The sequence below is a fragment of the Streptomyces sp. NPDC039736 genome (genome assembly GCF_055596485.1).
In genome coordinates this window covers 408,149-428,149 of record NZ_JBVIUQ010000005.1, presented here as the reverse complement: position 1 = coordinate 428,149, position 20,001 = coordinate 408,149, and the positions used below count along the sequence as shown (strand labels likewise).

General features: G+C 70.1%; 17 protein-coding genes. 11 read left to right on the top strand and 6 right to left on the bottom strand.

Features of this window, described 5'->3' with window-relative positions; translation table 11 throughout:
• Positions 1 to 145 precede the first annotated feature (145 nt).
• A complete protein-coding gene (locus ACZ56L_RS18580) occupies positions 146 to 3,319 on the top strand; it encodes an efflux RND transporter permease subunit (protein ID WP_471065022.1) in 3,174 nt (1,057 codons plus the stop codon).
• A gap of 75 nt (positions 3,320 to 3,394) precedes the next feature.
• Here ACZ56L_RS18580 and ACZ56L_RS18575 read toward each other — a convergent pair whose 3' ends face one another.
• Both ACZ56L_RS18575 and nadA read right to left on the bottom strand, forming a co-directional pair.
• Positions 3,395 to 3,790 (bottom strand): YciI family protein, encoded by a 396-nt coding sequence (locus ACZ56L_RS18575; protein ID WP_345223641.1) that lies wholly within the window; start codon positions 3,788 to 3,790, stop codon positions 3,395 to 3,397.
• Positions 3,791 to 3,928: 138 nt separating this feature from the next.
• A complete protein-coding gene (gene nadA / locus ACZ56L_RS18570; RefSeq protein WP_471065019.1) occupies positions 3,929 to 5,125 on the bottom strand; it encodes a quinolinate synthase NadA in 1,197 nt (398 codons plus the stop codon).
• A 310-nt stretch (positions 5,126 to 5,435) separates the two neighbouring features.
• Here nadA and ACZ56L_RS18565 point away from each other — a divergent pair, with 310 nt between their 5' ends.
• Positions 5,436 to 5,792, top strand: coding sequence for a HesB/IscA family protein (locus tag ACZ56L_RS18565; protein ID WP_345223644.1), 357 nt, complete (start codon positions 5,436 to 5,438; stop codon positions 5,790 to 5,792).
• 99 nt (positions 5,793 to 5,891) lie between these two features.
• Here ACZ56L_RS18565 and ACZ56L_RS18560 read toward each other — a convergent pair whose 3' ends face one another.
• Complete coding sequence (locus ACZ56L_RS18560; RefSeq protein ID WP_471065017.1) at positions 5,892 to 7,352, bottom strand: hypothetical protein; 1,461 nt, start codon at positions 7,350 to 7,352, stop codon at positions 5,892 to 5,894.
• A gap of 98 nt (positions 7,353 to 7,450) precedes the next feature.
• Positions 7,451 to 7,669 carry a hypothetical protein gene (locus tag ACZ56L_RS18555; protein ID WP_345223648.1) on the bottom strand — a complete coding sequence of 73 codons (219 nt, stop codon included), beginning with the start codon at positions 7,667 to 7,669 and terminating at the stop codon, positions 7,451 to 7,453.
• A gap of 192 nt (positions 7,670 to 7,861) precedes the next feature.
• On the opposite strand from ACZ56L_RS18555, the gene ACZ56L_RS18550 reads away from it, so the two are divergent.
• Positions 7,862 to 8,836, top strand: coding sequence for a carbohydrate kinase family protein (locus ACZ56L_RS18550; RefSeq protein ID WP_345223650.1), 975 nt, complete (start codon positions 7,862 to 7,864; stop codon positions 8,834 to 8,836).
• A 78-nt stretch (positions 8,837 to 8,914) separates the two neighbouring features.
• Here ACZ56L_RS18550 and ACZ56L_RS18545 read toward each other — a convergent pair whose 3' ends face one another.
• Entirely contained in the window at positions 8,915 to 10,294 is a 1,380-nt protein-coding gene (locus tag ACZ56L_RS18545; RefSeq protein ID WP_468683784.1) for an aminotransferase class V-fold PLP-dependent enzyme, read from the bottom strand.
• A gap of 287 nt (positions 10,295 to 10,581) precedes the next feature.
• Between ACZ56L_RS18545 and ctaC the strand changes: the two genes are divergently transcribed.
• The 4 genes from ctaC to ACZ56L_RS18525 all read left to right on the top strand — a co-directional run bounded on the left by ctaC (position 10,582) and on the right by ACZ56L_RS18525 (position 15,101).
• Positions 10,582 to 11,580, top strand: a complete 999-nt coding sequence (ctaC, locus tag ACZ56L_RS18540; protein WP_345223651.1) for an aa3-type cytochrome oxidase subunit II — start codon at positions 10,582 to 10,584, stop codon at positions 11,578 to 11,580.
• The gene (gene ctaD, locus ACZ56L_RS18535) at positions 11,577 to 13,319 is read left to right on the top strand and encodes an aa3-type cytochrome oxidase subunit I (RefSeq protein WP_345223654.1); all 1,743 of its coding nucleotides are present in this window, start codon (positions 11,577 to 11,579) and stop codon (positions 13,317 to 13,319) included. Before ctaC ends, ctaD begins: the two co-directional genes overlap by 4 nt.
• Positions 13,316 to 13,714 (top strand): cytochrome c oxidase subunit 4, encoded by a 399-nt coding sequence (locus ACZ56L_RS18530; RefSeq protein ID WP_345223656.1) that lies wholly within the window; start codon positions 13,316 to 13,318, stop codon positions 13,712 to 13,714. Before ctaD ends, ACZ56L_RS18530 begins: the two co-directional genes overlap by 4 nt.
• A 133-nt stretch (positions 13,715 to 13,847) precedes the next feature.
• The gene (locus ACZ56L_RS18525; protein WP_345223658.1) at positions 13,848 to 15,101 is read left to right on the top strand and encodes a L,D-transpeptidase; all 1,254 of its coding nucleotides are present in this window, start codon (positions 13,848 to 13,850) and stop codon (positions 15,099 to 15,101) included.
• A gap of 52 nt (positions 15,102 to 15,153) precedes the next feature.
• On the opposite strand, the gene ACZ56L_RS18520 is transcribed toward ACZ56L_RS18525, so the two are convergent.
• Positions 15,154 to 15,576 carry a DNA-binding transcriptional response regulator gene (locus ACZ56L_RS18520; RefSeq protein WP_345223660.1) on the bottom strand — a complete coding sequence of 141 codons (423 nt, stop codon included), beginning with the start codon at positions 15,574 to 15,576 and terminating at the stop codon, positions 15,154 to 15,156.
• Positions 15,577 to 15,793: 217 nt separating this feature from the next.
• Between ACZ56L_RS18520 and ctaE the strand changes: the two genes are divergently transcribed.
• From ctaE to qcrB, 4 genes are all read left to right on the top strand, one after another.
• Positions 15,794 to 16,414, top strand: coding sequence for an aa3-type cytochrome oxidase subunit III (ctaE, locus tag ACZ56L_RS18515; protein ID WP_189821776.1), 621 nt, complete (start codon positions 15,794 to 15,796; stop codon positions 16,412 to 16,414).
• 65 nt (positions 16,415 to 16,479) lie between these two features.
• Positions 16,480 to 17,289 (top strand): cytochrome bc1 complex diheme cytochrome c subunit, encoded by an 810-nt coding sequence (gene qcrC, locus ACZ56L_RS18510; RefSeq protein WP_345223664.1) that lies wholly within the window; start codon positions 16,480 to 16,482, stop codon positions 17,287 to 17,289.
• Entirely contained in the window at positions 17,286 to 18,338 is a 1,053-nt protein-coding gene (gene qcrA, locus ACZ56L_RS18505; protein ID WP_345223666.1) for a cytochrome bc1 complex Rieske iron-sulfur subunit, read from the top strand. Before qcrC ends, qcrA begins: the two co-directional genes overlap by 4 nt.
• Complete coding sequence (qcrB, locus tag ACZ56L_RS18500) at positions 18,335 to 19,972, top strand: cytochrome bc1 complex cytochrome b subunit (protein ID WP_345223668.1); 1,638 nt, start codon at positions 18,335 to 18,337, stop codon at positions 19,970 to 19,972. Before qcrA ends, qcrB begins: the two co-directional genes overlap by 4 nt.
• Positions 19,973 to 20,001: the final 29 nt, after the last annotated feature.

Below are 20,001 nucleotides of genomic sequence, written 5' to 3'. Positions count from 1 at the left end.
GAAAGGCACCTGGGGCCGACAAGGACCGGCCCGCCGATGCCGGATCGTATGGAACGGACCACCCGTGCCCCCGCCCCGCACCCCGCGGAGGGGCCCGTCCGCCTGCATCCTCGCCGCCGAGCGCCACGGAAGAGAGACCCCACCCATGTCCTGGCTGTCCAGGTTCAGCCTCGCCCAACGGGCCTTGATAGGGCTGATGTCGATCGTCGCGATCGTGTTCGGTGCGATCGCGATTCCGCAGCTCAAGCAGCAACTGCTGCCGACCATCGAACTCCCGATGGTGTCCGTGGTCGCCCCCTACCAGGGCGCCGCCCCCGACGTGGTCGAGAAGCAGGTCGTCGAGCCCCTCGAGAACTCCCTCAAGGCCGTCGACGGCATCGAGTCCATCACCTCCACGGCGAGCGAGGGCTCCGCCGTGATCATGGCCCAGTTCGACTACGGGGACGAGGGCTCCAAGCAGCTCGTCGCCGACGTCCAGCAGGCCGTCAACCGCTCCCGCGCGCTGCTCCCCAAGGACGTCGACCCGCAGGTCGTGGCCGGTTCCACCGACGACCTGCCGACCGTCACCCTGGCCGTGACCTCCGACCTGGACCAGCAGGCGCTCGCCGCCCGGCTGGACCGCACGGTCGTCCCGGTGCTGAAGAACATCGAGGGCGTCAGCCAGGTCACCGTCGCCGGCGTCCAGGAGCTCCGGGTCACCGTCACCCCCGACGACGCGAAGCTGGCCGCCGCCGGACTCAACGCGATGACGCTCGGCCAGGCGCTCCAGCAGGCGGGGGCCGCCGTCCCGGCCGGCGCGTTCACCGAGGACGGCAGGAGCCGCACCGTCCAGGTCGGCGGCGCCCTCACCTCGCTCCGGCAGATCCAGGACCTGCGGATCAGCGGTCAGGCCAAGCCCGGTGACACCACGCCCCCCGCTCCCGTGCGCCTCGGCGACGTGGCCGCGGTCCAGGAGAAGCCCGCCCCGGCCACCTCCCTGACCCGCACCAACGGCAGGCCCAGCCTGTCCGTCTCGATCACCATGGACCAGGACGGCAGCGCCGTCGCCATCTCGAAGGCCGTCAAGGACAAGCTGCCCGAGCTGCGCGACGGCCTCGGCTCCGGCGCCACCCTGACCACCGTCTTCGACCAGGGCCCCTCCGTCTCCAAGTCGATCTCCGGCCTGACCACCGAGGGCGCGCTCGGTCTCGCCTTCGCGGTCGTCGTCATCCTGGTCTTCCTGGCGTCGATCCGTTCGACGCTGGTCACCGCGATCTCGATCCCGCTGTCGGTCGTCCTCGCGCTGATCGTGCTGTGGACGCGGGACCTGTCCCTCAACGTCCTGACCCTCGGCGCGCTGACCATCGCCATCGGCCGCGTCGTCGACGACTCGATCGTCGTCCTGGAGAACATCAAGCGCCACCTCTCCTACGGCGAGGAGCGCCACCAGGCCATCACCACCGCCGTGAAGGAGGTCGCGGGCGCGGTCACCGCCTCCACCCTCACCACGGTCGCCGTCTTCCTGCCCATCGGCCTGGTCGGCGGCATGGTCGGCCAGCTCTTCGGCTCGTTCTCGATCACCGTCACCGCCGCCCTGCTGGCCTCGCTGCTGGTCTCCCTCACCGTCGTACCGGTCTTCTCGTACTGGTTCCTGCGCGCCCCCGAGGGCTCCGGAGGCGACGCCGCCCCGGCGACGGCAGCCGAACTGCGCCGGGCCGCCGAGGAGAAGGAGAACAAGAGCCGCCTCCAGCGGATGTACGTCCCCGTGCTGCGCTTCGCCACCAAGCGCCGCCTGGTCAGCGTGGGAATCGCGGTCGTCGTGCTCGCGGTCACCGTGCCGATGGCCGGGATGCTCAAGACCAACTTCTTCGACGAGGGCGAGCAGGACACCCTCTCGCTCACCCAGAAGCTGGCGCCCGGCACCGGCCTGGAGGCCTCCGACGAGGCCGCGCGCAAGGTCGAGAAGGTCATCGAGTCCGTCGACCGGGTGAAGGACTACCAGGTCACCGTGGGCTCGTCCGGCATGATGGCGGCCTTCGGCGGCGGCTCAGGCGCCAACCAGGCCTCGTACCAGCTGACCCTGAAGAGCGCCGAGGACACCGAGGCGGTCACCGAGGAGCTGGAGGACAAGCTGGCCGGCCTCAAGGGCGCCGGGCAGACCAAGGTCGGCGGGGGCGGCGGCTTCGGCGGCCAGGACCTGAGCGTCGTCGTCAAGGCGTCCGACGCCGACACCCTGGCCAGGGCCTCCGAGCAGGTCCGCAAGGCCGTGGCCGGGCTGGATGACGTCACCGACGTGCAGAGCGACCTGGCCCAGTCGGTGCCGCGCATCTCGGTCAAGGGCACCGAGAGGTCCGCCCGGGCGGGCCTCAGCGACGCGGCGCTCGGCGCGGTCGTCGCCCAGGCCGTCCGGGGCACCCCGGCGGGCAAGGCCGTGCTGGACAGCACCGAGCGCGACATCGTCGTCACCTCGGCGAAGCCCGCGACGACGCTGGACGAGCTGAAGAACCTGCCGCTCGGCCCGGGCGCGACCCTCGGCCGGCTCGCCGACGTCAAGCTGGTCGACGGCCCGGTCTCCATGACCCGCATCGACGGCGCCCGCTCGGCGACCGTCACCGCCAAGCCGGTCGGCGACAACACGGGCGCCGTCTCCGCCGCCCTCACCAAGAAGATCGACGAGGTGGAGAAGGAACTGCCGCAGGGCGCTTCCGTCTCCGTCGGCGGTGTCTCCTCCGACATGGACGACACCTTCGGCAAGCTCTTCCTGGCCATGCTGGCGGCCGTCGCGATCGTCTTCATGCTGCTGGTGGCGACCTTCAAGTCGCTGATCCAGCCGCTGATCCTGCTGGTGTCCATCCCGTTCGCCGCCACCGGCGCGATCGGCCTGCTGCTCGCCACCGGCACCCCGATGGGCGTCCCGGCGATGATCGGCATGCTGATGCTCATCGGCATCGTGGTCACCAACGCGATCGTGCTGATCGACCTGATCAACCAGTACCGGGCCGAGGGCCTGGGCGTCGTCGAAGCGGTCGTCGAGGGCGGCCGGCACCGACTGCGCCCGATCCTCATGACGGCCCTCGCGACCATCTTCGCGCTGCTGCCGATGGCGCTGGGCATCACCGGTGAGGGCGGCTTCATCTCCAAGCCGCTGGCCATCGTGGTGATCGGCGGTCTGATCACCTCGACGCTGCTCACCCTCCTCCTGGTGCCGACGCTGTACGCCGTGGTGGAGCTCCGCAAGGAGCGCCGGGCGGCGAAGAAGGCGGCCAGGAAGGGCGGACCGGACGGTCCCGACGCGGCCGCCGGGGCGAAGGACGGCGACCGGGAGCCGGTGACCGTCTGACCCCCGCCGGCACGGCATGAGTAAGGGGCGCCCTCCCTGGAGGGCGCCCCTTACTCATGTGCTCATGCCGTGGCCTCAGGCCGTCGTGGGCTCGTACTCCGGAAGCGGGTGCACCTCGACCGGGTCGTTGCCCGGCGCGCCGCCGGGGCCGGGACAGGCGGAGGCGCGCGCCGCGATCTCGTACGCACGCTCCTCGCTCTTCACGTCCACCACCCAGTACCCGGCCAGGATCGGGCCCTTGACCGCCTGGCCGTCGGTGACGCGGGGCTTTCCGTCGGAGTCCGCCCGTACGGTCTTCGCCAGCGAGGGCCCGCCGAGCCCCCGCGCCTCGACCATCTCGCCCGCCGAGGTCAGCTCGTTGTTCAGGTCTTCCATGTGGGCGAACATCGCCTGCATGTCGTCCTGCGAGTAGCTCGACATGACGCTGTCCCACTCGGCGGCGTCGACGTTCATCTGGATCATGTACAGCATGGCGTGCGCTCCTCGGACCGATGTGTTTCTTCCGGCGTGCTGCCGTTCTGGAGGGTTGACCGCTCCTTCCAGCGAAACTCATCGGTCCCCGGGCCGCCATCACAGCGGCGGGACCCGTTGCGGGAGCGCCGCGGCCGGCTACGGCAGCGCCAGCATCCGCTCCAGCGCCAGCTTGGCGAAGCTCTCCGTCTCCCGGTCCACCTCGATCCGGTTGACCAGCGTGCCCTCCGCCAGCGACTCCAGCGTCCACACCAGGTGCGGCAGGTCGATGCGGTTCATGGTCGAGCAGAAGCAGACCGTCTTGTCGAGGAAGACGACCTCCTTGTCCGGGTGCGCGTTGGCCAGCCGGCGCACCAGGTTCAGCTCGGTGCCGATCGCCCACTTCGAACCGGCCTCGGCCGCCTCCAGGGCCTTGATGATGTACTCCGTCGAGCCGACCTCGTCCGCCGCCGCGACGACCTCGTGCCTGCACTCGGGGTGCACCATGACCCGTACCCCCGGAATCCGGGCCCGTACGTCCTCCACGGACTCCAGCGAGAAGCGCCCGTGCACCGAGCAGTGCCCGCGCCACAGGATCATCTTCGCGTCGCGGAGCTGCTCGGCGGTCAGCCCGCCGTTGGGCTTGTGCGGGTTGTACAGGACGCAGTCGTCCAGCAACATCCCCATGTCCCGCACGGCGGTGTTGCGCCCCAGGTGCTGGTCCGGCAGGAAGAGCACCTTCTCGCCCTGCTCGAAGGCCCAGTCCAGGGCCCGCTTCGCGTTGGAGGAGGTGCAGATGGTGCCGCCGTGCTTGCCGGTGAAGGCCTTGATGTCGGCGGAGGAGTTCATGTACGACACGGGCACCACGGCATCGGCGACGCCGGCGTCCGTGAGCACGTCCCAGCACTCCGCGACCTGCTCGGCGGTGGCCATGTCGGCCATCGAGCAGCCCGCCGCCAGGTCCGGCAGCACGACCTTCTGGTCGTCGGAGGTGAGGATGTCCGCGGACTCGGCCATGAAGTGCACGCCGCAGAAGACGATGTACTCGGCCTCCGGCCTGGCGGCCGCGTCCCTGGCCAGCTTGAAGGAGTCGCCGGTCACGTCGGCGAACTGGATGACCTCGTCGCGCTGGTAGTGGTGGCCGAGCACGAAGACCTTGTCCCCGAGCTTCTCCTTGGCCGCGCGGGCGCGCTCCACCAGGTCCGGGTCGGACGGGGACGGCAGGTCGCCGGGGCACTCGACGCCGCGCTCGCTGCGCGGGTCGGCCTCGCGGCCGAGCAGCAGCAGGGCGAGGGGGGAGGGCTGGACGTCGAGCTCGACGGCCTGGCGGGGCTGGGCGGTGGTCACGACACGCACCCTTTCTGTTCTGCGAGATGCGAGAGCGGCCCCGGAGGATGGAACGAAGGGCCTTTTCGTCAAAACGACGTTATCTATGATAAACGCTTCACGTCAGTTTGACGATGCCGCTCTCGTCGATGTGACGAATTCCCGGCGGGCGGCAAGGGGCCCTCCCGGGGCGGGTTTCCGCCCCACTGCCCCCGTTCCGGACGGATGCGGGTGTGCGAGCATGAAAGGAGCACCATCCACGCTCAGGCCCGGAATGAATCCGCGGCCCCGTCGGTTGCAACCGTCGGCAAGCAGTCCGTACAACCCGGGAGAGATGTAGATGTCCGTTCAGGACGACAAGACCACCGTGAGCGACGGCATTCTCCTGTCCGACGCCGCCGCGGCCAAGGTGAAGGCCCTGCTCGACCAGGAGGGCCGCGACGACCTGGCGCTCCGCGTCGCCGTGCAGCCCGGCGGCTGCTCGGGTCTGCGGTACCAGCTCTTCTTCGACGAGCGCTCGCTCGACGGCGACGTCGTCAAGGACTTCGACGGTGTGAAGGTCGTCACCGACCGGATGAGCGCCCCCTACCTGGGCGGCGCCTCCATCGACTTCGTCGACACCATCGAGAAGCAGGGCTTCACGATCGACAACCCCAACGCCACGGGCTCCTGCGCCTGCGGCGACTCGTTCAACTGACGAACGGGACCTCGGCGCGAGCGAAGGCGGTGGGCACGGACCCGAGGGTCCGTGCCCACCGCCTTCGTCGTTCTCCGCGTTCTCCGCCCCCGGCCCGCCTCACCCCCGGGGGACGGGCTTCCCGTCCTCGCCGACCACCCGCCGCCCGTCGAGCGGCCCGCTCAGCTCCACCGAAGCCGTCAGCTTCTTCGCGATCGCGACGCACATCCGCTCGGGATCGGGGTCCGTCTCCACGACCCGCACCCGCACCACGCCGCCGTCCTCGACCGCCTTCGCGGCGTACGTGCTGCACGCCCCGCCCCAGAAGCCGAGCGTGAGCCTCCTGCCGTCCGTCGCGTACGACTCGGCCTTCCGGTCCGGAACCGTCCCCGGCGTGGGCGTCGCCGGGTCCTCCGCCGGGGGCGCGGGCGCCTTCAGGAACGCCGGGTCCACCGCCGGGTAGGTCACCGTCTCCCGCGCCGCGCCGCCCCCCGGCGCCACCCGCAGCAGCCAGGACGGCACGAGCATCTGCTGCCCGTCCGCGTACTGGACCGCGAGACCGAAGGCCGCGGACGCGATGTCCACGGTGCGCGGCGCGGTCGTGCGCGGCGCGCACGGCGGGAGCCCGCCCACCGGAGGCCCCACCTCCACCGTCTCCCGCGGCGTCTCCTTCTCCCGCACGGGCACCGGGTCGGCGCAGCCCGCGATGTCGGGCCGCACCCCGCGCGCCGCCCGGTTCAGCAGCTCGATCGCCTTCTGCGCCCCGATCGTCGGGTACGCGGCGCCCCGGGTCAGCGGCGTCAACTGCCCGCTGCCGCCCACCACGTCGCCCCCCGGCCCGACCGGCAGGCCGGTCGTCCAGCCGTACGTGGGCAGCCCGCCGACCACCGGGTCCGCGTTCACCACCCGCGACCCGCCCAGCACCTGCGACGCGTCCAGCTTCGCGCCCGCGAGCCCCAGGGCCCTGAGCACCGGGGCGGCGGCCCTCTTCGCGGTCTCCTCGTCCACCGGCGTCCCCGAGGCGCACTGCTTGCCCCGCACACAGTCGACGCTGCCGCCGCCGTCCGCCCGGGAGTACCGGGTGAAGGTCCACGTGCCGGGAGCCCGCTGCGTCACCCGCAGCCGCGCCCCCGTGCCGTCCGGCCCGGCTCCGACCTGCCAGGAGTCGCCGCTGAGCCTCGGGGCGCCCTCGACGCCCAGCGCCTTCGCGAGCCGGGCCACCTCGGCCGCGCCGACCGTGCCCTGCGCCCGGTGCACCGGGGCCGTCGCGGGCGCCTTCGGCAGCGCGCCGTCGGCCCGGTAGACCACCGGGCCGTGCCCGTACGGGTCCGGCTCGCCCGGCGCGATGCCGGCCGGGCCCGTGCCCGTACCGCCGGAGGTGGCGTCCGTGCCGCTGCCGAGGGAGAGCGGGGGAGGGGCGCCGCCGGGGGCGCGCGGGCTGCTCGGCGCGCCGCCGCCGCCCGCGGTGGACGCCCAGTACGCGCCGCCGCCGCCCACCAGCAGCACGGCGGCCGCCACCGAGGCCGCGACCAGCGGAATCCGTCGCCGGGGGCCTTCTTGCGCCTGCTGCTCGCTGCTCACCGGATCGCTCCCTCGCCCGCACCACCGCCGGATGCCTCCCGTACAGGAGACACCGGTGTGACGGAGCGCGCCCGCGCGCGGTTCCCCGTGGGCGCGGGTCAGGCCCCGTACTCGGGCATCGCGCCCACCAGCCGCGCCGAGGCGGAGGGCACCACGACGCCGTGGATCAGCGACGCGGGGACGTGCACGACGTCCGCGGCCGGGACCGCCCAGTGCGGCACCATGCGCGCGCAGTCCCCGTGCAGTTGTGCCCAGCCCCCGTCGGCGTCGGCACGGAGGGGCCGGCCGGAAGGGGCGGTGACGCTGTGCTCGTGCATGCGAAGGGCTCCCGTGCTCAAGGGGCCGCCTTGACGCGGAACCCCGGTCTCCTCGCACCGTACGCACCTGCCGTCGCGACGAAAAAGCCCTACTATCGGGTAGTTTTGCCTCGTCGGCCGAACGGGTCCCAACCGGTAGCGTGAAGCGTCGTTCTCTTCCGTCCCGTCGTCCCCCCAGGGAGCACCCCCGCCGTGCGTATCGCAGTCACCGGCTCCATCGCCACCGACCACCTCATGACCTTCCCCGGCCGTTTCGCCGACCAATTGGTCGCGGACCAGCTGCACACGGTCTCCCTCTCCTTCCTCGTCGACACCCTCGACGTACGGCGCGGCGGTGTCGGCGCCAACATCTGCTTCGGCATGGGCCAGCTCGGCGCCCGGCCGATCCTGGTCGGCGCGGCCGGCGCCGACTTCGACGAGTACCGCGCCTGGCTGGACCGGCACGGCGTGGACACCGCCTCCGTCCGCATCTCCGAGGTGCTGCACACGGCGCGCTTCGTGTGCACCACGGACGCCGACCACAACCAGATCGGCTCCTTCTACACGGGCGCGATGAGCGAGGCCCGCCAGATCGAACTGAAGTCCGTCGCCGACCGCGTGGGCGGCCTGGACCTGGTCCTGATCGGCGCCGACGACCCCGAGGCGATGCTCCGGCACACCGAGGAGTGCCGCTCGCGCACCATCCCCTTCGCCGCGGACTTCTCGCAGCAGATCGCGCGCATGTCGGGCGACGACATCCGCACCCTGCTCGAAGGCGCGACGTACCTCTTCTCCAACGAGTACGAGAAGGGCCTGATCGAGTCGAAGACCGGCTGGACGGACGCCGAGATCCTCGCCAAGGTCGGCCACCGCGTCACCACGCTGGGCTCGCGCGGCGTGCGCATCGAGAAGCTCGGCCTGGAGCCCATCGAGGTGGGCTGCCCGGAGGAGGACGCGAAGGTCGACCCGACCGGCGTGGGCGACGCCCTCCGCGCGGGCTTCCTCTCGGGCCTGTCCTGGGGCGTGAGCCACGAGCGCGCGGCGCAGGTCGGCTGCATGCTCGCCACCCTGGTCATCGAGACCCTGGGCACCCAGGAGTACACCCTGAGCCGGGCCCGCTTCCTGGAGCGCTTCACCAAGGCGTACGGCGAAGAGGCCGCCGCCGACGTCCAGAAGCACCTGGCCTGACGGCCCGCGCCGGTCCCGCGCCCCGTCCGGGGCCCGGGGCCGGCGCTCCTCCCGGTACGGCGGGGCCGGGGCCCGGCGCTACTGGGTCCGCCGGACCACGTAGCGCCCCCGCGCCGTCTCCCCGACGTACTCCTGCCCCCGCATCCCGCACCACGCCGGGATGTCCAGCCGGGCCGCCGCGTCGTCGGCGAGCACGGTCACCGTGCCCCCGACCGGCACGTCGCCGATGACCTTCGCCAGCTCGATCACCGGAATCGGGCAGCGCCTGCCCAGCGCGTCCACGACGAGGGACCCGGGGCCCGCCGCGGCGCCGCCGGACGCCTCGCCGGGCGCGCCGAGCGCCCCCCGCACCCCCGCCACCGCCTCGGGCAGCACCCGCAGGAACCGCTCCACGTCCTCCGCCGCCGCCCCCCTCGGCAGCGAGACCCGTACGTTCCCCTCCGACAGCACCCCCATCGCCCGCAGCACGTGACTGGGCGTGAGCGTGCTGCTGGTGCACGACGACCCCGACGACACCGAGAAGCCCTCCGCGTCCAGCGCATGCAACAGGCTCTCCCCGTCGACGTACAGGCACGAGAACGTCACCACGTGCGGCAGCCGGCGCACCGGGTCGCCGACCACCTCCACGTCCGGCACGCCCTCCCGCACCCCCGTCCGGATCCGCTCCACCAGGGCCCGCAGCCGCGCCGCCTCCGCGTCGGCCTCCGCCCGCACCGCCCGCAGCGACGCGGCCGCCGCCACGACGGCGGGCAGATTCACGAACCCGGGGGAGCGCCCCGCCTCCCGCTCGTCCGCCGCCCCCGGCGCCGCGAACCGCACGCCCTTGCGGACCGCCAGCAGCCCCACCCCCGCCGGGCCGCCCCACTTGTGCGCGCTCGCGGTCAGCACCGACCACGGCCCGCGCACCTCCCCCCACCCCAGCGACTGCGCCGCGTCCACCAGCAGCGGCACACCTGCCTCCCGGCACGCGTGTGCGACCTCCTCGACCGGCTGGAGGGTGCCGACCTCGTGGTTGGCGGACTGCAGGCAGGCCAGGGCGGTCCCCTCCGTCTCCACCGCCCGTACGAAATCAGCCACGTCCACGGCCCCGTACGACGACACCGGCACCTCCTGCGCCGACCCGCCGCCCGCCACATGGGCGTCGGCCGAATGGAGCACGGAGGAGTGCTCGACCGCGGAGCGGACCAGACGGCGGCCGACACGCCGACGCGCGGCGAGCACTCCGGCAATCGCGGTGTGCACCGCGTGCGTTCCCGAAGGGGTGAAAACCAGCTCGTCCGCGCGGCAGCCCACGGCCTCCGCCGCGGCCTCCCGGGCGGCGTCCAGCAGCAGCCTCGCCCGCCGTCCCTCCCGGTACAGCCGGGCCGGATCGGCCCACCCCTCGTCCAGGGAGGCAAGCAGCGCCTGGTGGGCGACGGGGTGCAGGGGGGCGGCGGAGGCGGCGTCGAAGTAGGGCACGCGGCCACGCTAGCCGCCGGGTGCGCCCGGCCCCGTACCGCCGTCGGGGAAGGGTCCGTCAGTTCCCGGGCGGAGGCGGTGCTTCCGCCCGGGAGCTACGGCGGAGCCATCCCTTCGGGGCGCGGTGCGGCGCGTTGGGCACCCTCCCCGCGCGACCCCAAATAGCGTCCAGTAGGGTTTGGTCCGCATAAACATCCAAACCCCTGCCCGCGTCAGGGCCGGCGACCGACCTAGACAGACGGCCGCAGCCACTACACGCGCGGGCGAGACTCTCGGGAAGGCGCTACGTGAGTCCCAACGGCTCCGACCGCTCGTCGCGGCGCCCGATGCGGCGGAAGCTGCTCCAGGTGCTGACCGCGGGCGTGGTCCTGGCGACCGCCTCTGGTTGCTCGTACACATGGGAGGACTTCCCCCGACTGGGGATGCCCACCCCGGTAACGGAAGAGGCGCCGCGAATCCTCTCCCTCTGGCAGGGCTCGTGGGCGGCTGCGCTCGTCACGGGCGTGCTGGTGTGGGGCCTGATCCTGTGGAGCGTCATCTTCCACCGGCGCAGCCGCACCAAGGTCGAGGTACCTCCGCAGACCCGGTACAACCTGCCCATCGAGGCGCTGTACACGGTCGCACCCATCATCATCGTCTCGGTGCTGTTCTACTTCACCGCCCGCGACGAGTCGAAGCTCCTGCATCTCGACGAGAAGCCGACGCACACGGTCAACGTGGTCGGCTACCAGTGGAGCTGGGGCTTCAACTACGTCGAGGACGTGGACGGCAACACCGCCACGGGTCCGCAGACGGACCCCAAGACCAAGCTGAAGACCGGCGTTCCCAAGGAACTGAACGCCATCCCGGACCGCTACTCCAAGCAGTTCCCGGACGGCGCCGAGGGCGTCTACGACTACGGCATCCCGGGCACCCGGAACCCCGAGAACGGCAACCCGGGCCCGACCCTGGTGCTGCCCAAGGGCGAGCGGGTCCGGTTCGTGCTGACGTCCCGTGACGTCATCCACTCCTTCTGGGTGGTGCCGTTCCTGATGAAGCAGGACGTCATCCCGGGCCACACCAACGCCTTCGAGGTGACCCCCAACAAGGAGGGCATCTTCATGGGCAAGTGCGCCGAGCTCTGCGGCGTGGACCACTCCCGGATGCTCTTCAACGTCAAGGTCGTCTCCCCGGAGGAGTACCGGCAGCACCTCAAGGACCTGGCGAAGAAGGGGCAGACCGGATACATCCCGTCCGGCATCGCCCAGACCGACCCGGCCCGGAATGCGGAGACGAACAAACTGTGAGCATCCTCAACGAACCCAAGGGTGCCGCGGCAGCAGTCGACTCGTACGAGAACGAGCTGCCGGTGCGGCGCAAGGAGCCGGGCAACATCGTGATCAAGTGGCTCACCACCACTGACCACAAGACGATCGGCTCGATGTACCTCATCACGTCGTTCGTGTTCTTCATCATCGGCGGCGTCATGGCGCTCTTCATGCGCGCCGAACTCGCTCGTCCCGGCACGCAGCTCATGTCGAACGAGCAGTTCAACCAGGCGTTCACGATGCACGGCACGATCATGCTGCTGATGTTCGCGACGCCGCTGTTCGCCGGATTCGCGAACTGGATCATGCCGCTGCAGATCGGCGCGCCCGACGTGGCGTTCCCGCGGCTGAACATGTTCGCGTACTGGCTGTACCTCTTCGGCTCGATCATCGCGGTGGCCGGCTTCCTCACCCCGCAGGGCGCCGCCGACTTCGGCTGGTTCGCCTACTCCCCGCTGTCGGACGCGGTCCGCTCGCCGGGCGTCGGCGCCGACATGTGGATCATGGGTCTGGCCTTCTCCGGCTTCGGCACGATCCTCGGCTCGGTCAACTTCATCACCACGATCATCTGCATGCGCGCGCCCGGCATGACGATGTTCCGGATGCCGATCTTCACCTGGAACGTGCTGCTGACCGGTGTGCTGGTCCTGCTCGCCTTCCCGGTGCTGGCGGCCGCGCTGTTCGCCCTGGAGGCGGACCGCAAGTTCGGCGCCCACATCTTCGACGCCGCCAACGGCGGCGCGATTCTGTGGCAACACCTCTTCTGGTTCTTCGGACACCCAGAGGTGTACATCATCGCCCTGCCGTTCTTCGGCATCATCTCCGAGGTCATTCCGGTCTTCAGCCGCAAGCCGATGTTCGGCTACATCGGTCTGATCGCCGCGACCATCGCGATCGCCGGCCTCTCGGTGACCGTCTGGGCCCACCACATGTACGTGACGGGCGGCGTGCTGTTGCCGTTCTTCTCGTTCATGACGTTCCTCATCGCGGTGCCGACCGGTGTGAAGTTCTTCAACTGGATCGGCACGATGTGGAAGGGCTCACTGTCCTTCGAGACCCCGATGCTCTGGGCCGTCGGCTTCCTGATCACCTTCACCTTCGGTGGTCTGACCGGCGTCATCCTGGCCTCGCCCCCGATGGACTTCCACGTCTCCGACTCGTACTTCGTCGTCGCGCACTTCCACTACGTCATCTTCGGCACCGTGGTCTTCGCGATGTTCTCCGGCTTCCACTTCTGGTGGCCGAAGTTCACCGGCAAGATGCTGGACGAGCGGCTCGGCAAGATCACCTTCTGGACGCTGTTCGTGGGCTTCCACGGCACGTTCCTGGTGCAGCACTGGCTGGGCGCCGAGGGCATGCCGCGTCGTTACGCGGACTACCTGGCGGCCGACGGCTTCACCGCGCTGAACACGATCTCCACCATCAGCTCCTTCCTGCTGGGCCTGTCGATGCTGCCGTTCTTCTACAACGTGTGGAAGACCGCGAAGTACGGCAAGAAGATCGAGGTCGACGACCCCTGGGGCTACGGCCGTTCGCTCGAATGGGCGACGTCCTGCCCGCCGCCGCGGCACAACTTCCTCACGCTGCCGCGCATCCGGTCCGAATCCCCGGCCTTCGACCTGCACCACCCGGAGATCTCCGCGATCGACCAGCTGGAGAACCACCGGGACAACGGCATCGAGCCGCTCGCTCTCAGCTCGAAGGAGTCCGGCAAGTGAAGATTCAAGGCTGGCTCTTCATCTGGCTGAGCGTGTTCGTCGGGATCATGGCCGTCGTGTACGGCGTGTGGTCCAAGGAGCCCGCGGGCACCACGGCGCTCGTCCTGGCCTTCGGCCTGAGCCTCATGATCGGCTTCTACCTGGCCTTCACGGCCAAGCGGGTCGACGCCATGGCCCAGGACAACAAGCAGGCCGACGTCGCGGACGAGGCCGGCGAGCTGGGCTTCTTCGCCCCGCACAGCTGGCAGCCGCTCTCGCTGGCGATCGGCGGCGGTTTCGCCTTCCTCGCCATCGCGATCGGCTGGTGGCTGCTGTTCTTCTCGCTGCCGCTGATCATGGTCGGCCTGTTCGGCTGGGTCTTCGAGTTCTACCGCGGTGAGAACCGCACCCAGTAGCACTCGCCACCAGGCGCCTCGCACGAGGGGCCCGCGCACCGGAACCACTCCGGGGCGCGGGCCCCTCATTCGTTTGCAGTCACTTCACGGTGCCCAACGCGCCCGATCTGACGCCCCTTCATATCGTGTGTTTATGAGCCACGCACCCCGCGCCCGGACGGTCCTGAGCTGCACCCTGCTGATCGCCTCCCTCGGAGCGGGGCTGGCCGCCTGCGACACCTCCGAGGGCAGCCCGCTCGCCTCGGCCCCGTACGACGCGGCGCGGCAGATCTCCTTCAACGGGCTCCCCGAAGGCAGGGACGCCGACCCGGCGAAGCCCCTGGAGGTGACCGCGACCGGCCAGGAGGGCCGGATCACCGACGTGGTTGCCGCGGACGCCCAGGGCCGCCGGGTGGCCGGCGAACTCTCCGCCGACGGCTCCCGCTGGCACTCCACCTCCCCGCTGGCCGCGGGCGCGCAGTACACCGTCAGGGTCAGCACCGAGGACCAGGAGGGCGCGCCCGGCGTGCGCAGGCTCGGGTTCCGGACGGCCGCGGGCAAGAAGGCGCTGAAGGTGCAGTTCGGGCCGGACGCGGGCACGTACGGCGTCGGACAGCCCGTCACCGCGGAGCTCAGCGCCCCGGTCAAGGACCCGCGCGCCCGCGCGGTGGTGGAGCGCGCCCTGAAGGTCGAATCCGAGCCCGCCGTCGAGGGCTCCTGGTACTGGGTGGAGGACGACCTCCTGCACTACCGCCCGCGCACCTACTGGCCCGCGGGAGCCACGGTGCGGGCGCGCAGCAGCCTGGAGGGCATCAAGGTCGCCAAGGACCTCTACGGGGCCGCCACGGCGCCCCTGAAGCTCACCATCGGCGACAAGGTCGAGGCCGTCACCGACGCCTCGTCGCACTACATGACGGTCAAGCGCAACGACGAAGTGATCAACACCATTCCGGTGACCACCGGAAAGCCCGGCTACGCCACCCGCAACGGCGTCAAGGTCGTACTGGGCAAGGAGTACTTCGTACGGATGCGCGGCACCAGCATCGGGATCCCCCGCGGCACCAACGACTCGTACGACCTGCCGGTGTACTACGCGACCCGGGTCACCTGGAGCGGCGAGTACCTGCACGCGGCGCCCTGGTCCGTCGACTCCCAGGGGTACGCGAACGTCAGCCACGGCTGCACCGGCATGTCCACCGGCAACGCCGCGTGGTTCTACGAGAACGTCCGCGAGGGCGACATCGTCAAGGTCGTCGGCAGTTGGGGCGGCGCCATGGACCCGTTCGGCAACGGCTTCGGTGACTGGAACGTCCCCTGGGAGAAGTGGCGCAAGGGCAGCGCGCTGTTCGACGTCACCGAGCAGCAGCGCGACCGCGTCCGGGCCCCGCGCCTGCGCCCCCGGGTCTGAGGGCCCGGGGGTGTGGGGGAGCGGCGTGCGGCGGTGTCCGTGCGGATCGCTGTCAGGCCCGTGCGGACACCGCCGCGGACCCGGCGCGCCGAGAACGCAGCAGGGCAGCCAGCGAGGCGGCGAACTCCACCGGCTCGACGGGCAGCGTCACCGCGGCCTCCGCACGGCTCCAGGTGGCCAGCCAGGCGTCCTGCGGGCGGCCCATGAGGAGCAGCACGGGAGGGCAGTCGAAGATCTCGTCCTTGATCTGCCGGCAGACGCCCATGCCGCCCGCCGGGGCGGTCTCGCCGTCGAGCACGCACACGTCGACGCCGCCGGCGTCCAGCGCCGCGAGGACGGCGGGCAGCGTGGCGCACTCCAGGAACTCGACCGGCGGTACGTCGGCGGCCGGCCTGCGACCGGCCGCGAGCCGCACCTGTTGGCGGGTGTTGGCGTCGTCGCTGTAGACCAGCACCGTGGCGGTCGGCTGCTGCATTGTTCCTCCGTGACGTCCGGTTACGCGGTGATCTCGGGCTTTTCGGGGCTCTACAGGCGGCTGCTGGGGCCGGTTCCGATGCGCGGATGCTACTCCGTCGCACCCCCCGTCCACACCGCTTCGGACCGCTCTTCGATGGGCCGTTCGGGCAGGACACACCCTCTTGACACTCCGAACGGCACCCCCCGGGGTGAGGGCGGGATAAGCGACCGACATAATGTCGGTCGTGGCGACAGCAACGACAGTAGATACCGGGCACGCGCACCCGTCGGTCAATCGACCGAACCTCACCAGCGTCGGAACCATCATCTGGTTGAGTTCCGAGCTGATGTTCTTCGCGGCCCTCTTCGCGATGTACTTCACCCTTCGATCGGTGACCGGTCCCGAGTTCTGGGCGGAAAAGGCCTCGGCCTTGAACTTCCCGTTCTCGCTGACCAATACCTCGATCCTGGTGCTCTCCTCCCTCACCTGCCAGCTCGGCGTCTTCGCCGCGGAGCGGGGCGATGTGAAGAAGCTCAGGACCTGGTTCATCATCACGTTCGTGATGGGTGCGATCTTCATTGGCGGCCAGGTGTACGAGTACACCGAGCTGGTCAAGCACGAGGGCCTGTCGCTCTCGTCGGACCCGTACGGCTCGGTGTTCTACCTGACGACCGGCTTCCACGGACTGCACGTGACAGGCGGCCTCATCGCCTTCCTGCTGGTCCTCGGCCGGACGTACGCGGCCAAGAGGTTCACCCACGAGCAGGCGACAGCCGCCATCGTCGTGTCCTACTACTGGCACTTCGTCGATGTCGTCTGGATCGGCCTGTTCGCCACGATCTACATGATCAAGTAACCAGGGGCCAAGGCCCGCACACACTTCCCGCATCGACGCAGAAGATCCTGACACCGGGGTAATCCGTGAAAAAGCTCTCCGCACGACGACGCCATCCGCTGGCGGCGGTCGTCGTCCTACTCTTCGCGCTGGCGGCCACTGGGGGGCTGTACGCCGCGTTTGCGCCTGCGGGCAAGGCGCAGGCCGACGAGACCGCCCAGTCCCTCGCCATCGAGGAGGGCAAGAAGCTCTACGCCGTCGGCTGCGCAAGCTGCCACGGTACCGGCGGTCAGGGCACCACTGACGGCCCGTCCCTCGTGGGCGTGGGCTCCGCCGCAGTGGACTTCCAGGTCGGCACCGGCCGCATGCCGGCGCAGCAGCCCGGCGCCCAGGTGCCGAAGAAGAAGGTCATCTACACGCAGGCGCAGATCGACCAGCTCGCCGCGTACGTGGCCTCTCTCGGCGCCGGCCCGATCACGCCGACCGAAAGCCAGACCAACCCTGAAGGCGCCGACATCGGCAAGGGTGGCGAACTGTTCCGCACGAACTGCGCGCAGTGCCACAACTTCACCGGTGAGGGTGGCGCCCTGACCCACGGCAAGTTCGCTCCGTCCCTGGAGGGCGTCTCGCCGAAGCACATCTACGAGGCCATGCAGACCGGCCCGCAGAACATGCCCTCCTTCCCGGACAGCACCATGCCGGAGAAGGAGAAGAAGGACATCATCGCGTACGTCAAGGCCGTGAACGGCGAAGAGACCCCGAGCCCCGGCGGCTTCGGACTGGGCAATCTCGGCCCGGTCAGTGAGGGTCTGTTCGCCTGGATCTTCGGTCTGGGTGCGCTCATCGCAGTCGCCGTCTGGGTCGCGGCCCACACCGCTAAGGCCAAGAAGTCATGAGTAGCCAAGAGAATCCAGAAGAGGCCCTGCCTGCTGAGCAGGGCAACGCGCACGGCGAAGTAGCGACGAAGGACGATCCGTTCGCGGACCCGGGCCTGCCGCCGCACAAGCCGCGCATCCAGGACCTCGACGAGCGGGCCGCCAAGCGGTCCGAGCGCGTCGTCGCCTTCCTGTTCACGCTGTCGATGCTCGCGACGATCGGCTTCATCGCCTCGTTCGTGGCCTTCCCGATCGAGAAGATCGTGTACGTGTGGCCGCTCGGCCACGTGAGCGCGCTCAACCTCTCGCTGGGACTGACGCTCGGCATCGCCCTCTTCTGCATCGGCGCGGGCGCGGTCCACTGGGCCCGCACCCTGATGTCCGACGTGGAGGTCGCCGACGAGCGCCACCCGATCTCGGCCTCGCCCGAGGTCCGGGCGAAGGTCATGGCGGACTTCAAGGCCGGCGCCGAGGAGTCCGTGATCGGCCGTCGCAAGCTGATCCGCACCACGATGTTCGGCGCGCTGGCCCTGGTGCCGCTGTCCGGCGTCGTGCTGCTGCGCGACCTCGGTCCGCTGCCGGAGAAGAAGCTGCGCACGACGTCCTGGGCCAAGGGCAAGCGGCTGATCAACCAGAACACGATGGAGCCCCTGCGGGCCGAGGACGTCGTGGTGGGCTCGCTCACCTTCGCCGTGCCGGAAGGCCTGAAGGAGGACGACCACGAGTTCAACTCGAAGATCGCCAAGGACGCCCTGATGATCGTCCGGATCCAGCCGGACGAGATCAAGGACAAGCAGCAGCGCGAGTGGGCGGTCGACGGCATCGTCGCGTACTCCAAGATCTGCACCCACGTGGGTTGCCCGATCAGCCTGTACGAGCAGCAGACGCACCACGTGCTGTGCCCGTGCCACCAGTCCACCTTCGACCTGTCCGACGGCGCCCGCGTCATCTTCGGCCCGGCCGGTCACCCGCTGCCGCAGCTGCACATCACGGTGAACGCCCAGGGTTACCTCGAAGCCATGGGCGACTTCGCTGAGCCCGTCGGTCCTGCATTCTGGGAGCGCGGATGAGTACTGCGACGACTACCGAATCCAAGCCGCAGCAGAAGGCGCCCGCCGGTGAGCGGGTCGCGGACTGGGCGGACGGCCGGCTGGGGATCTACTCCCTCGCCAAGGCCAACATGCGCAAGATCTTCCCGGACCACTGGTCCTTCATGCTCGGCGAGATCTGCATGTACAGCTTCATCATCATCATCCTCACGGGTGTGTACCTGACGCTGTTCTTCCACCCGTCGATGAACGAGATCGTGTACCACGGCTCGTACGCGCCGATGCACGGCATCCGCATGACGGAGGCCTACGCGTCGACGCTGGACATCAGCTTCGACGTGCGCGGCGGTCTGCTGATCCGGCAGATCCACCACTGGGCGGCGCTGATCTTCCTCGCGGCGATGTTCGTGCACATGATGCGCGTCTTCTTCACGGGCGCCTTCCGCAAGCCGCGCGAGGTCAACTGGCTGTTCGGCTTCCTGCTGTTCGTCCTCGGCATGTTCACCGGTTTCACCGGTTACTCGCTCCCGGACGACCTGCTGTCGGGCACCGGTGTCCGCTTCACGCAGGGCGCGATCCTGTCCGTGCCGGTCGTCGGCACGTACATCTCGATGTTCCTGTTCGGCGGGGAGTTCCCCGGCCACGACATGGTCGCCAGGTTCTACTCGATCCACATCCTGCTGCTGCCGGGCATCATGCTCGGCCTGATGGTGGCTCACCTGATCCTGGTCTTCTACCACAAGCACACCCAGTTCGCGGGTCCGGGACGCACGAACAACAACGTCGTCGGCATGCCGCTGCTGCCGGTATACATGGCCAAGGCCGGAGGCTTCTTCTTCCTGGTCTTCGGCATCATCGCGGTCATCGCGGCGGCGTTCACCATCAACCCGGTGTGGGCGCTCGGCCCCTACCGGCCCGACCAGGTGTCCACGGGCGCCCAGCCGGACTGGTACATGGGCTTCGCCGAGGGCCTGGTGCGTGTCATGCCGGGCTGGGAGATCAACCTCTGGGGCCACACGCTGGTCCTGGGCGTGTTCATCCCGCTGGTGCTCTTCGGTCTGATCCTCGCCGTCATCGCGGTGTGGCCGTTCCTGGAGTCCTGGGTCACCGGGGACAAGCGCGAGCACCACATCGCGCAGCGTCCGCGCAACCACCCGACCCGCACCGCGTTCGGCGTCGCCTGGGTCACGGTCTACTTCATCGGCCTCATCGGCGGTGGAAACGACCTGTGGGCCACGCACTTCCACCTGTCGATCAACTCGATCACCTGGTTCGTGCGCATCGGCTTCTTCGTCGGCCCGGTCCTGGCGTTCATCATCACCAAGCGGATCTGCCTGGGCCTCCAGCGCAGGGACGCCGAGAAGGTGCTGCACGGACGCGAGTCCGGCATCATCAAGCGCCTCCCGCACGGTGAGTTCGTCGAGGTGCACGAGCCGCTGCCCGCGGACAAGCTGCACACGCTCACGGCGCACGAGCAGTACGCGCCGGCCGCGATCGGTCCCGCCGAGGACGAGAACGGCGTCACGCGCAAGGTCGGCCCCGCCGAGAAGCTGCGCGTCAAGCTGAGCAAGGGCATGTACGGCGAGGGCGCCCAGATCGCCAAGCCCACCGCCGAGGAGTACAAGGAGATCACCAGCGGCCACGGCCACCACTGATCCCCGCCCCGGCCCAGTGAGCTGAGCCG

Coding starts and splice junctions, on each gene's coding strand:
- ACZ56L_RS18555 (WP_345223648.1), bottom strand. CDS start 7,669: ATGCACGAGCACAGCGTCACCGCCCCTTCCGGCCGGCCCCTCCGTGCC.
- qcrB (WP_345223668.1), top strand. CDS start 18,335: ATGAGTACTGCGACGACTACCGAATCCAAGCCGCAGCAGAAGGCGCCC.
- ACZ56L_RS18525 (WP_345223658.1), top strand. CDS start 13,848: ATGAGCCACGCACCCCGCGCCCGGACGGTCCTGAGCTGCACCCTGCTG.
- ACZ56L_RS18580 (WP_471065022.1), top strand. CDS start 146: ATGTCCTGGCTGTCCAGGTTCAGCCTCGCCCAACGGGCCTTGATAGGG.
- ACZ56L_RS18575 (WP_345223641.1), bottom strand. CDS start 3,790: ATGCTGTACATGATCCAGATGAACGTCGACGCCGCCGAGTGGGACAGC.
- qcrA (WP_345223666.1), top strand. CDS start 17,286: ATGAGTAGCCAAGAGAATCCAGAAGAGGCCCTGCCTGCTGAGCAGGGC.
- ACZ56L_RS18520 (WP_345223660.1), bottom strand. CDS start 15,576: ATGCAGCAGCCGACCGCCACGGTGCTGGTCTACAGCGACGACGCCAAC.
- ACZ56L_RS18565 (WP_345223644.1), top strand. CDS start 5,436: ATGTCCGTTCAGGACGACAAGACCACCGTGAGCGACGGCATTCTCCTG.
- ctaE (WP_189821776.1), top strand. CDS start 15,794: ATGTCGGTCGTGGCGACAGCAACGACAGTAGATACCGGGCACGCGCAC.